The 12,846-nt window shown below is 75.1% G+C and carries 7 protein-coding genes; all 7 read left to right on the forward strand.

What is annotated here, in order from left to right:
* Positions 1-548: 548 nt before the first annotated feature.
* On the forward strand, positions 549-6,206 hold the full coding sequence (locus AAFN69_RS28235) for an amino acid adenylation domain-containing protein (protein ID WP_347731674.1): 5,658 nt from the start codon (positions 549-551) through the stop codon (positions 6,204-6,206).
* Entirely contained in the window at positions 6,203-6,409 is a 207-nt protein-coding gene (locus AAFN69_RS28240) for an MbtH family protein (RefSeq protein ID WP_347731675.1), read from the forward strand. Before AAFN69_RS28235 ends, AAFN69_RS28240 begins: the two co-directional genes overlap by 4 nt.
* Positions 6,410-6,670: 261 nt before the next feature.
* A complete protein-coding gene (locus tag AAFN69_RS28245; protein WP_347731790.1) occupies positions 6,671-7,105 on the forward strand; it encodes a cobalamin B12-binding domain-containing protein in 435 nt (144 codons plus the stop codon).
* Entirely contained in the window at positions 7,102-9,507 is a 2,406-nt protein-coding gene (locus AAFN69_RS28250; RefSeq protein WP_347731676.1) for an amino acid--tRNA ligase-related protein, read from the forward strand. The genes AAFN69_RS28245 and AAFN69_RS28250 overlap by 4 nt, the downstream gene beginning before the upstream one ends.
* Positions 9,504-10,841: a glutamate synthase-related protein gene (locus AAFN69_RS28255; protein WP_347731677.1), complete on the forward strand. Its 1,338-nt coding sequence runs from the start codon at positions 9,504-9,506 to the stop codon at positions 10,839-10,841. Before AAFN69_RS28250 ends, AAFN69_RS28255 begins: the two co-directional genes overlap by 4 nt.
* A 233-nt stretch (positions 10,842-11,074) precedes the next feature.
* On the forward strand, positions 11,075-11,332 hold the full coding sequence (locus AAFN69_RS28260; protein WP_347731678.1) for a hypothetical protein: 258 nt from the start codon (positions 11,075-11,077) through the stop codon (positions 11,330-11,332).
* Positions 11,329-12,825 (forward strand): MFS transporter, encoded by a 1,497-nt coding sequence (locus AAFN69_RS28265; protein ID WP_347731679.1) that lies wholly within the window; start codon positions 11,329-11,331, stop codon positions 12,823-12,825. The genes AAFN69_RS28260 and AAFN69_RS28265 overlap by 4 nt, the downstream gene beginning before the upstream one ends.
* The last annotated feature ends 21 nt before the right edge of the window (positions 12,826-12,846 follow it).

Consider the following 12,846-nt stretch of genomic DNA (forward strand, 5'->3'; position numbering starts at 1 on the left):
GGAACGCCGGTCCGCCGGGGCCGCTGTCCTTCGGCACCCGGGCCGGCCCCCGGCCCGAGTGCCCCGGGACGGGCCGGGCGCTCCGGCCCCGGGCGGCGGGAACGCCCGTCCGCCGGGCTGCCGCGGGCCGGATGTGGCCGGTCGCGCAGTTCTCCGCGCCCCCCGGGCCTCCTCGGCCGGACCTCCTCGGCCGGGCGGAGTGAGGAGGAGCGGCCAAGGGGGCGCGGGGACCCGCGCGAGCAACCCGTGACGGCGGCCGGCCGGGGACAGCTCATGGCGGACACGTGGTTCCGGGCCACGGGCACAGGGCCGACGACCTCCCGGGCTCCCGGAGGAACAAGCCGCGTCGGCACCGTTGCCGGGCAACACCGGCTCACGGCACCCGCGGAGTCGCCCGCCCGGAGCGGGCGGCAGGCGGAAGCGGCAGCCCGGGGCGCGGGAGCTGCCCCGGCAACTGCCCGGTGCGCGGGGCGGCGGCTCGTACGTTTGCTGCGCGGGCCCCGATCCGGACCCGTCGCCCCACTTCCCCTTCTTCTGGAGGCCACGCGATGCCCTCGACCGCTCCCACCGCCTCCGCCGGAACCGACGACGAACCGGACGTCACGGATCCGGAGCGGATACCGCTGTCGTACGCCCAGCGCCGGCTCTGGTTCCTCAACCGGCTGGAGGGGCCGTCCCCGACGTACAACCTGCCGCTGGTGGTCCGGCTGGACGCGGTGCCCGAGCCCGGCGCGCTGGAGGCGGCGCTCGCCGATGTGCTGGAGCGGCACGAGGTGCTGCGGACGGTGTATCCGGCGGACGGTCACGGTGAGCCGTACCAGCGGGTACTGGAGGGCGCGCGCCCCGAGCTCGCCGTTCGGTCGTGCGCGCCCGGCGAGGTGGCCGCCGAGGTGGCCGGGTTCACCGCGGGGACCTTCGACCCGGAGACCGGGCTCCCGCTGCGGGCCGCGCTGTTCCTGCCGGGCGACGGGTCCGCCGTCCTGGTGCTGCTGACCCATCACATCGCCACCGACGGCTGGTCGGTGGGCCCGCTGCTGCGGGATCTCGGCACGGCCTACGACGCCCGGGCCGCCGGTGCCGGGCCGCGGTGGGAGCCGCTGCCGGTGCAGTACGCGGACTACACGCTCTGGCAGCGGGAGCTGCTGGCGGACGACTCGGTGCTCGCCGCGTACTGGCGGGAGGCGCTCGCCGGGCTGCCGCCGCTGCTCGACCTGCCCGCCGACCGGCCGCGGCCCGCCGTGCCGAGCGGCCGGGCCCGCACGCTCACCGCCGCGCTGGACGCCCCGGCGCACGCCGGGCTCGCGGCGCTGGCCGCCGGGGCGGACGCCAGTCTGCTGATGGTGGCGCGGGCCGCGCTCGGCACCGCGCTCGACGTCTGCGGCGCCGGTCCGGACGCGGCCGTCGGCACACCGGTCGCGGGGCGCTCCGACGAAGCCCTGGACGAGCTGGTCGGCTTCTTCGTGAACTCCCTGGTCCTGCGGGCCGATGTCGCCGGACCCGCGGGTCCCCGGGAGCTGGTGGCCCGGGCCCGGGATGCCGCGCTGGGGGCGTACGCCCATCAGGAGCTGCCGTTCGACCGGCTGGTGGAAGTGCTCAATCCGCGCCGGGCGCCGGGCGCGAACCCGCTGTTCCAGGTCACCCTGGCGGTGCAGGAGGCGGCGGATCCGGCGGCCGGGGAGGTACGGATCGGATCCGTGCTGCGGGGCCGGTTCGAGGAGACCGGGCTGGACGCGGCGAAGTTCGATCTCGCGGTGACCTGTGTCGCCCGCCCGGATCAGGGCGGTCTGGAGCTGTGGTGGACCTATGCCGAGGATCTCTTCGACGAGGCGACGGCGCAGCTGCTTCTCGATGTGTACGCACGGACCCTGGTGAGGTTCGCCGAAGGCGGTGACGCGCCCCTGCGGCCGGCGGAGCTGCTGCCGGCGGCGGAGCGGGCCCTGCTGGCGGCCCGGCCCGCGCGGACCGGCACGGTCGCGGAGGCGGCGGAGGCGGGTCCGGCGGCCGATCCGGCGACGGTCGCCGTGCTCCGCCGGGTCTTCGCCGAGATCACCCGCCGCGCGTCGGTGGACCCGGACGACAACTTCTTCGCCGTCGGCGGGCACTCGATGGCGGGCGTCCGGCTGGTGAACCGGGCGCGGTCCCTGCTCGGGGTCGAACTGCGGCTGCGGGATCTCTTCCTGGCGCCCACCCCGGCCCGGCTCGCGGCCAGGATCGCCGCCGGGGCCGGGGGTGCCGCGGCCCGCTCCGGGGAGGTCCGGCCGGGGCCCGTTCCCGTACCGGCGGCCGGCCGGCCCGGACGGCTCCCGCTGTCGTACGCACAGCGCCGGCTCTGGTTCACCGGCCAGCTGGAGGGGGCGAGCCGCTCGTACAACATGCCCTTCGTGCTGCGGCTCGACCGTCCGCTGGACCCGGCGGTCCTCGCCGACGCGCTCGCCGACGTCGCCGAGCGGCACGAGGTGCTGCGGACCGTCTACCGGGCGGAGGAGGGGCAGCCGTACCAGGAGGTGCGGCAGTCGGTCCGGCCGGTGCTGACGGTGGTGCGGGCCCGGCCGGAGGAGGAGGCGGCCGCTGTCACCGCGGCGGCCGGCCATGTCTTCGCGCTGGACGCCGAAATCCCCTTCCGGGCCTGGCTCGTGGAGACCGGCGGGGACGGCGGCGGGCAGGTCCTCGTGCTGCTGGTGCACCACATCGCGGCCGACGGCTGGTCCTCGGGGCCGCTGCTGGCCGATCTGTCCGCGGCCTACACGGCCCGGCTCGGCGGGGCGGCCCCCGGCCTGCCCCCGCTGCCCGTGCAGTACGCCGACTACACCCTGTGGGAGCGGAAGCTGCTCTCGGGTCCCTCGGCCGCGACCCAGAAGGCCTACTGGCGCGACCGGCTGGCGGGCATGCCGCCCGTACTCGGAACGGTTCCGGCGCGGACGCGTCCCGCGGAGGCCACGCACCGGGGGGCGGCGGCCGGCGTCCCGGCCCTGGACGCGGATGTCCACTCCGCTCTCGGCCGGCTCGCTCTGGCGCACGGCGCGACCCTGCTGATGGTCGTGCAGGCGGCGCTGGCCGCGGTGCTGACCCGGCACGGCGCGGGCACGGACCTGCCGCTGGGCACGGTGGTCGCCGGCCGGGACGACCAGGCGCTGGAGCAGCTGGTCGGCTTCTTCGTCAATACGCTCGTGCTGCGGACCGACACGGCCGGGAACCCGACCTTCGCCGAGCTGCTGGACCGGGTCCGGGAGACGGATCTCGCGGCCTTCGCGCACCAGCAGCTCCCCTTCGACCTGGTGGTGGAGGAGCTCAATCCGGTGCGGTCCGCGGCCCACCACCCGCTGGTGCAGGTGATGGTGCAGGTGCATCCGGCCGAGCGGGCGCCCCTGCCGGGTTCACCGCTGTCCGGCACTCCGCTGCCCGCCGCGTCCGGGTTCACCAAGTTCGACCTGACGCTGGCACTGCGCGAGACCCGGGACGCCTCCGGTGCCCCGGCCGGTCTGGAAGGCGTCCTCGAGTACGCGCTCGACCTCTACGACGAGGGCACCGCGGCCCAGTTGGCGGCGCATGTGGCCCGGCTGCTGCGCGTGGTGGCCGACGCGCCGGACACCCGGATCGGCGATGTGCCGCTGCTGTCCGGGGAGGAGGCCGAGCGCCTGCTCGTGGGCTACAACGCGACAGCGGTACCGCGGGTGCTGCCGGGGCTGGTGCACGAGCGGTTCGAGGAGCAGGTCCGCCGTACCCCGCTCGCGGTCGCGGTCCGTCACGAGGACCGGACCATGACCTTCACGGAGCTCAACCGGCGGGCGAACGCGCTGGCGCACCGGCTGATCGGTGCCGGGACGGCGCCGCACGGCGCGGTCGGGCTGCTGCTGGACCGCACGCCGCAGCTCCTGGTGGCGGCGCTGGCCGCGCTGAAGTGCGGGGCCGCGTACGTACCGCTGGACCCCCGGCTGCCGGACACCCGGATCGCCATGATCATGGAGGACACGGGGGCGGGTGTGCTCGTCACCGAGGAGGCGTACGTCTCCACCGGACCGGTGGCGCGGCAGGTGGCGGCGGGCGTGCGGGTGCTGTCGGCGGACACTCCGGTGCCGGGCGGCCCGAGCACCGATCCGCGGGTGACGGTCGGCGAGGACGCCCTGATGTACACGATGTTCACCTCGGGGTCCACGGGCCGGCCCAAGGGCGTCGGGGTCACCCACCGCAATGTGGTGGAGCTGGTCACCGACCGCTGCTGGGACCACCGCAGCCACCGGCGGATGCTGGTGCATTCGGCGATCGGCTTCGACGCCTCCACCTACGAGCTGTGGGTGCCGCTGCTGAACGGCGGGGAGCTGGTGTTCGCGCCGGGTTCCGGTACGGATCTGGCGGAGCTGGACCACACGATCCGCGCCCACGGGGTGACCGCCGCCTACTTCACCATGGGTCTCTTCCACATCATGGCCGACGAGGGTCTCGACACCCTCAAACTGCTGGACGAGGTGTGGACCGGTGGGGACGTGGCGTCCCCGGCCGCCCTCCAGCGGGTGCTGGACCACTGCCCGGACACGGTCCTGGTGCACAGCTACGGTCCGACCGAGACCACGTTCGCCTCGCACCACCAGCGGCTGGGCACGGACTGCCGGGTGCTGCCGGGTGTGTTCCTCGGCGCCGCGCTGGACAACACCCGGGTGTACGTCCTGGACGGGGCGCTGCGGCCGGTGCCGGTGGGCGTCGCCGGGGAGATGTACCTCGCGGGCACCCAGGTGGCCCGGGGCTATCTGGGCCGGCCGGGGCTGACCGCGGAGCGGTTCGTCGCCGATCCGTTCGCCGCCGGCGGCGAACGGATGTACCGCACGGGTGATCTGGTGCACTGGACGGCGGGCGGTGAACTGCGTTTCCTGGGACGGGCGGACGGCCAGGTCAAACTCCGCGGCTTCCGCATCGAGCCCGGCGAGATCGAGGAGACCCTGGCCCGGCATCCCGATGTGGGACGGACCGCGGTGGTCGTCCTCGACGACGGTCCGGGCGGCAAACGGCTGGTGGCCTACGCGGTCCCGCGCGCCGGGCGGACCCCGACGGAGCAGGGGCTGCTGCGCTGGGCGGCCGCCGAGCTCCCGGAGCACATGGTGCCGTCGGCGCTGATGCTGCTGGACGACATCCCGCTGACCGTGAACGGCAAACCGGACCGCGGGGCGCTGCCCGCGCCCGCTCCGGCCGCCGCCCCGTCGGGGCGGGCGCCGAGGACCCCGCGCGAGGAGGTGCTGTGCGGGCTGTTCGAGGAGATCCTCGGGGTGACCGGTGTCGGCATCGACGACAGTTTCTTCGCCCTGGGCGGGCATTCGCTGCTGGGCGTCCGGCTGGTGAGCCGGGCGCGGACGGCGCTCGGGCTGGAGCTGGGCGTCCGGGACCTGTTCCGCACGCCGACGGTCGCGGGGCTGCTCGCGGACGAACCGTCGGGCTTCGACCCGATGGGCGTCCTGCTGCCGCTCCAGCCCGGCGGCACCCGGCGTCCGCTGTTCGCGCTGCACCCCGGCACCGGTGTCGGCTGGTCGTACGTGGGGCTGGCCCGGCATCTGGGCCCGGACCAGCCGCTGTACGCGATCCAGGCCAGGGCGCTGTCGGAGCTGGGGCACAGCCCGGAGTCGGTCGAGGAGATGGCCCGCGAGTATCTGGAGCACATCCGGCGGGTCCAGCCGCAGGGCCCGTACCGCTTCCTCGGCTGGTCGTTCGGCGGCACCCTGGCCCATGCGCTGGCGGTGATGCTGGCGGAGCAGGGCGAACGCACCGAGCTGCTGGCGATGATGGACGTCCATCTGCATCCGGCCGAACCCGAACGCCGCCGGATGACCCCGGCGGAGAAGCGGGAGATGCTGGTCGGCGCGACCGACGAGCCCGAGGACGCGCCCTTCGACGTGGCGGGGCTGATCGGGCTGGTCCGGGAGAACGATCCGGTGCTGGGCGGTCTCTCCGACGACGAGATCCGTTCGGTGATCGGCGCCTCCATCGACCATGCGGAAATCGTGAAAATCTATGCGCCCCGTCCGGTGAAGACACAGATGCTGTTCTTCGCGGCCCGGGGAGAGGGCGCCCCCGAGAGCACTCTTTCACGATCCTGGATTCCCTATGTCGACGGCACCGTCGAACAGCACACCATCGGGGTCATCCATACCAGGATGGGCGAGCCCGAACCCCTGAAACAGATCGGCCTCATCCTTTCCGACGCTTTGAGGAGCCTGTCATGACGAACCCCTTCGACGACCCCGACGGCATCTTCCACGTGGTGGTCAACCACGAGGGACAGCACGCCCTGTGGCCGGTCTTCGCGGACATCCCCGCAGGCTGGGAGGGGGTTTGGGGGCCGGGCCCGAGGGACGGGGCGCTGGAGTACGTGGAGGCCAACTGGACCGACATCCGGCCGAAGAGCCTGCTCGCCCAGTACGCCTGACCGGGCTCCGCCCTCCCTTTCCCCAAGACCGCCGGCCGCGGTCCGGACACACTCCGGACCGCGGCCCTTCCGTATGCCCCGGGGAATGCGACCCGACATTCCGAGCACCCCCTCCGCTCTCCTCGCGACCCCGCCGAACAGATTCCGGTGCCCCTTTCGGCATTCTCTTTCCGCATTCTCTTTCCGCGCCGATTCTGCCGCCTGCAACTTCCCCTTCCCGAGCCGTGCCGTCCCTATATTTTCGGCATGCGACGACGAAGTCTGACGATACTGCTGACCGGTACCGCATCGGATTCCCACACCTGGAATCTGGTCTACCTCCGGCTCTTCCTGGAGGAGCGCGGCCACCGGGTGAGGTGCCTGGGGCCGTGCGTGCCCGACGAACTGCTCCTGGCGGCGTGCACGGAGTCGGCGCCCGAGCTGGTCGTCATCAGCAGCGTCAACGGTCACGGCTACCGTGACGCGCTCTCCGCCGTCCGGTCCCTGCGCTCCGCCGGGCTGGGCATGCCGGTCGTCGTGGGGGGCAAGCTCGGTGTCGCGGGCCGGACCGATCCGGCCCAGCGGGCGCTGCTGCTGGAGGCGGGCTGCGACGCGGTCTTCGACGACGGGGACGTGGAAGCGCTGCGGGCGTTCGCGGCGGACCTCGCCTCCGCCGCCCGGCCGGCCCCGCCCGTGGTCTCCCGGGCCGCGGCATGAGACCCGCCGGCACGGTCCTCACCGCCCCGGAGGGCCGCAGGAACGGTGGCCGGGACCCCGGGACCCCGGAGTCGTTCGGCGGATTCGTCGCCCGGGCCGCCCGGGCCGGCCGGCTCGTGGTCCAGCCGCGGATGGGATTCTCCGACCCCGCCCGGATGCGCACGGGCCTGGCCGCCACCCGGTCCGCCGCGGCGGTCACCGTCGGCACGCTCACCATCGACAGCTACACCCGGGTCGGCGATCACGCCGGGGCCCGGGCCGCCGTCGCCGAGGGCGCCCGGCTCAACGGCTATCCGATCACCGCCCACTCCGCCGAGCGGACCCGGGCGGTGCTCGACGGCATCGCGGGCCCGGCCTTCCCGGTGCAGGTGCGGCACGGTTCGTCCCGGCCCGGCGCCATCGTCCGGGCGCTCGCCGCGGCCGGTCTGCACGCGACCGAGGGCGGCCCCGTCTCGTACTGCCTGCCCTACGGGCGCACCCCGCTCGCCGATTCGGTGGAGAACTGGGCGCGGGCCTGTGAACTCCTCACGGAGCTGGTGCCCGCCCCGCACCTGCCGCACCTGGAGAGCTTCGGCGGCTGCATGCTCGGCCAGCTCTGCCCGCCCGGGCTGCTGGTGGCGCTCAGTCTGCTGGAGGCCCTCTTCTTCACCCGTCACGGCATCCGCAGTGTCTCCCTCAGCTTCGCCCAGCAGACCGACCCCGCCCAGGACGCCGAAGCCGTCCGGGCGCTGCACCGGCTGGCCGCGGAGTTCCTGCCGCCGGACACCGACCGGCATGTGGTCCTCTACACCTATATGGGGGTGTATCCGCGGACCGAACGCGGCGCGACCCTGCTGCTGGAGGCGTCCGCGCGGCTCGCGGTGCGGGCCGGCGCCCAGCGGCTGATCGTGAAGACGGCCGCGGAGGCGCACCGGATTCCGACGGTGGCGGAGAACCTGCGGGCGCTGGAGACCGCCGCGGCGGCCGCGGACCTCGCCGCGCGCGCCCGGCCCCCTGCCCCGGCCGTCCCGGACGAGGACGGCGACAGCGCCGTCTACCACGAGGCACGGGCCTTCGTGGAGGCCGTCCTCGACCTCGGCGACGACCTCGGGCGGGCGCTGCGGACCGCCTTCGCCCGGGGCGTGCTGGACGTGCCGTACTGCCTGCACCCCGACAACGCGGGCCGCAGCCGCAGCTTTCTGGACTCCGCCGGGCGGCTGCGGTGGGCGGAGACCGGCGGCATGCCGGTACCGCCCGGCACGGCGCCGGCCGGTGCCCGTACCCCGCTGACCTCCGACGGGCTGCTGGCCGCGCTGTACGGCGTCGCGACCCGTTACGACACCCCGGCACCGGACGGCCGGATCCTCTCCGCCGCCCCCTCGCCTTCCTCAACCCCGCCACCCGACCATCTGGAGTCGACCGTCATGGAACCCGCCCGCGCGTCCACCCCCGTCCTTCCGCCGCTCGGTGACCATCTGGCGTCGCCGCGGCTGCGGTCCGCGATGCTCGTCCAGCAGGAGGCGCTGTACGCGGCGCGGGAGTTCCTGCGCGGCGAGGGCTTCACCGAACTGCTGCCCCCGCTGATCGGCCCGGTCACCGACCCCGGCGGCCGGGGCGCCAAGGCCCTCGACGTCGACTACTACGGGCAGAAGTACAAGTTGATGACCAGCGCGATCCTCTACAAGCAGGCGTCGCTTCAGGGCTTCCCGCGGCTGTTCTACATCGCCCCGAACATCCGGGTGGAGCCGCCGGAGACCGCCGGAACGGGCCGCCATCTGGTGGAGTTCCACCAGATCGACGTGGAGATCGCGGGCGCGAGCCGCGAGGACGCGCAGTCGGTCGCCGCCGGGCTGCTGACCCGGGTGGTGGAGCACGTCTGGACCGCCGTGCCCGGCGTGCTGCGGGATCTCGGCCGCGACGAGGCCGACTTCGCCGAACTGCTGGCCGGGAAGTTCGACCGCTGCACCCACGAGGAGGCGGTGTCCCGGCTGGCGGCCCTGGGTCATGTGCAGAGCCCGGACGCGGAGATCGGCTGGGAGGCGGAGCGGATCCTGTCGCTGGACGCCGGACAGCCGTTCTTCGTCGACGACTATCCGAAGGGCTCCCGCGGCTTCTACGACCGGGAGGACCCCGAGCGCCCCGGTGTGCTGCGGAACTTCGACCTCATCGCGCACGGCGGCTACGGCGAACTGGTCAGCGGCAGCGAGCGGGAGGCCGACTACGCGACGATCGTCACCCGGATGCGGGAGAGCGGCGAGAACCCGGCGAAGTACGCCTGGTACCTGGACGTGGCGCGCCGCGGCCTCTCCCCCAGCGCGGGCTTCGGCATGGGACTCCAGCGGCTGGTCCGCTTCCTGACCGGGCTGGACGCCCTGTGGCAGGTCAGCGCCTATCCGAAGCTGCCGGGGGTGATCACGCCGTGAGTACGGGCACGGTGACGGCGGCCGGTTTTCCCGAGGAGGCGGTACGGGCCCGGGCCCGGCACGGCGCCGCGGAGGTCTTCCCGCCGTCCGGGGAGTACGGGAGGGGCCTGTTCGGCGCGGGGGCCGGGGGCGGACCGGGTGCTCCGGCCCCGGGGTCCGGCGGGATCCGGCCGGCGGTCGCGCCCTGGGGCTGCGGGCCGCCGGACGCGCTGGACGCCCTGCGTCCCGCGCCGCCGGTGTTCATGCCGCGGCGGCTGGAGAAGCTCATCGCACTGGGCCGGGAACCCGGCCACGACGACGTTGAACTGCACTCCGGGATCGGCGGTTTCGACGCCGCGCTGCCGGTGTACCTCTCGGCGTTCGGGTCGACCCGGGCCGGCAGCGGTGATCTCGCGGTGGCGGCGGCCCGCCAGGCGGGGCGGCTCGGGATCCCCATGGTCGTCGGGGAGAACACCGTGCCCGTCCACGGCTACCGCTCGGTGCTCCTGGCCCGGATCGAAGCCTACGCGGAAGCGGTGGGCGACGGCCCCGGCGGCGTGGTGGTGCAGCAGTCCACCGAGGACGCCGACTCGGAGGTGTGGAACCTCCTCTACAGCGATCCGGCGGTACGGGAGCTGAGGGACTCGGGCCGGCTCGGCTTTGAGCTGAAGACCGGTCAGGGCGCCAAGCCCGGTCTCGGCGGAATGACGGTGGCGGGTGCCGCGGAGGCCGAACGGCTCTCCGCCGCGGGGCTGTTCACGCTCGGCGCGGAGCTGGGCCCGGACGGTTCCCGGCTGCGCTGTGCCACCCCGGGAACATTCACCGAGGAGATCCTCCGCCAGCAGATCCGCTTCATGCGGAACAACTTCCCGCTCGCCGGGGTGTGGGTGAAGTTCCACCCGGGCCGGGATCTCGGCACGGCGGCGGCGACGGCCTGGGCCGCCGGGGCGGACGCGGTGACCGTGGACGGCGCCGAGGGCGGTACGGGCTGGGCGCCCCGGGTCTTCCTGGACGGTGTGGGGCTGCCGCTGGCCGACTGCCTCGGCCTGGTCGACCGGCCCGAGGGGGCGAGCCTGCTGGCCTCCGGCCGGATGTGGGAGGGCGGCCGGGCGGTCCGGGCCCTGGCGCTCGGCGCCACGGCCGTCGGTCTGGGCCGGGCCGCGCTGCTGGCCGTGGACGAGGACCGGGAGCACGGTCTGGAACGGCTGGTGGAGGCCCTCGCCCTGGAGCTGAGGCTCCTTCTCCACGCCCTGGGCCAGTACCGGCCCGGGGACCTGACCCGGGCGGACCTGTGGCCGCCGCCGGCGGCGGGCCGGCCCGTGCCCGCCGGGGCGGCGGGGGGTGGGCGGCCGTGATCCCGGTGGGGCACGATCCGGGCGCCGGGTCCGGGGGCACGGGACCGCCGCGGACTCCGTCGCCGGCGGACGGTTCCGCCCGGGGCGGCGGACCGGCCGGGCCGGGGCGGGGATCCGCGGCAGACATCACGGTACGGCGGCCTCCGCCCGGCCGCGCCCGAGGGCCCGCGCGGGACGGTTCGGCTGCCGGCGGCCGCGGGGCGCGGCCCCGTTCGGCCGGGCAGCGCCGGACCGTGCGGGCCCGGTTCCTGCCCGATGCCTCGCTGCCCGTGCTGACCGTGGTGCCGAAGACCCCGGCCGCCGCGGCCCGGGCCGCCGGACGGGCCGCCGCGCGGCGGCTCGCCCGCACCGGACGGGCCCATGTCGGCGGCCTTCTGGAGCTGCGGGTGCTCGGCGCGCCCGCCGGTCCCGCGGCGATCGCCGGGGCCGCCGTCCGGGCCGTCACCGCCGCCTTTCCCCCATCAGCCACGAACCGGAGGACCGCCCCATGACCGTGACCGAGACGGACCCGCCCGCGGAGTCCGCCGCAGTGCCCTGGGGCCGGGTCGGCGCGCTCGTCGGCGGCCAGGCCGTGGTACAGCTCGGCAGCTTCGCCCTGCTGATCGCGATGAACTGGACGGCCGTACAGCTCGGCGGCGCCGGGGCGGTCACCCTGCTGATGCTGGCCGCGACCGTGCCGCGGGCCCTGATGCTCGTCTTCGGCGGGGCGCTGGCCGATGTGCTGGGGCCCCGGTTCGTGCTGCTGCGGACGACCTCCGCGCGGGCGGCGCTGCTCGCGTTCGGCGCGGTGGTCACCGCCACCACCCAGCAGTTGTGGCCGCTGGTGGCGATCGCCCTGCTGGAAGGCGTCCTGCTGGGGATGGCGGGACCGGCGTCCGGGACGCTGCTGCCCCGGTTCGCCCGCGGCGACCAGCTGGCCCGCGCCAATTCGGCGTACGCGACGGTGCTCCGGGTCGCCCCGGTGCTCGGCGCGCCCGCCGGGGCCTGGCTGATCACCGTCGGCGAACTGTGGGTGGCCATGCTGGCGGCAGCCGCGACCGGAGTGGTCTGGCTGGGCTGTCTGCTGTTCATCACCCGGGGCTTCACCCGGCCCGCCCGGCAGGCGGGCGGCCGGTCGCTGCTGCGGCGCTCCGGCGACGGCTTCCGGCTGTTGGCCCGGTACCCCCGGCTGCGCTGGATGTTCGTCGCGTCCCTCTGCCTGGACATGGCGTTCAGCTGGCCGGTCGAGGTGGCCCTGCCGCTGCTCGTCCATGAGCGGGGGTGGGGCGTCGGGGCGGTGGCCATGGTGCTCGCGGCGTTCAGCCTCGGCGCGCTGGCCTCCAGCGCGCTGGGCGCGGCCTTCGCGCACCGCATTCCGGTGTTCTTCCGGCTGGTGGTGACCGGCGCGGGCCTCGCGGCCGGCATCACGATGATGGCGCTGATGGGCTCGCCGGGGTCGCTGACCGCGGTGGCCGCGGGTGTCGGCCTGATGTCGGGTTTCAACGGCCCGGCGATTGTGACGCTGTATCAGCAGGCGGCGCCGGAGGGCCGGATGGGGGCGGCGATGTCGACCCTCGCTCTCGCCGGAATCGGTGCCGCGCCGCTGTCGATCGCCCTGTTCAGCTCGTTGTCGCTGGTGCTCGGGGTGGAGGAGACCTGGCTGCTGTGCGGGGCGGTCGCGGCCGTCTCACCGGTCGCGGCGATTCTCGCGCTGCGGGCACGCCCGTCGGCCGGGGTCCCCGGCGGACCCCCGGCGGGCGGGGACGGCACCGGGTCTCCGGGACCGGCGCCTTCGGTGAAGGACTCCTCGGAGGCTCTCGCCGCACCATCCGTAGCGGCCTCCGATGACGACGGCCGCGACGGTGTTCCTCCGGAGGCCGGATCCGGACGCCCGGTTCCCACCGCCCCGGCACCGGCCGGGGATCCGGCGGACGCCGCCGGCCGCGAGCCGCCGCGCGGAGGAGCACCGCACCCGTCCGGCGAACCCGTCGCCCTCCCCACCTGATCCGCGCCCGCGCCCCGCGGC

It is taken from the genome of Streptomyces sp. CAU 1734 (assembly GCF_039888735.1).
GTDB lineage: Bacteria > Actinomycetota > Actinomycetes > Streptomycetales > Streptomycetaceae > Streptomyces.

What these genes read in the sequence shown, in the direction of transcription:
- AAFN69_RS28250 (WP_347731676.1), top strand. Translation starts at nt 7,102, where the DNA reads ATGAGACCCGCCGGCACGGTCCTCACCGCCCCGGAGGGCCGCAGGAAC.
- AAFN69_RS28240 (WP_347731675.1), top strand. Translation starts at nt 6,203, where the DNA reads ATGACGAACCCCTTCGACGACCCCGACGGCATCTTCCACGTGGTGGTC.
- AAFN69_RS28265 (WP_347731679.1), top strand. Translation starts at nt 11,329, where the DNA reads ATGACCGTGACCGAGACGGACCCGCCCGCGGAGTCCGCCGCAGTGCCC.
- AAFN69_RS28235 (WP_347731674.1), top strand. Translation starts at nt 549, where the DNA reads ATGCCCTCGACCGCTCCCACCGCCTCCGCCGGAACCGACGACGAACCG.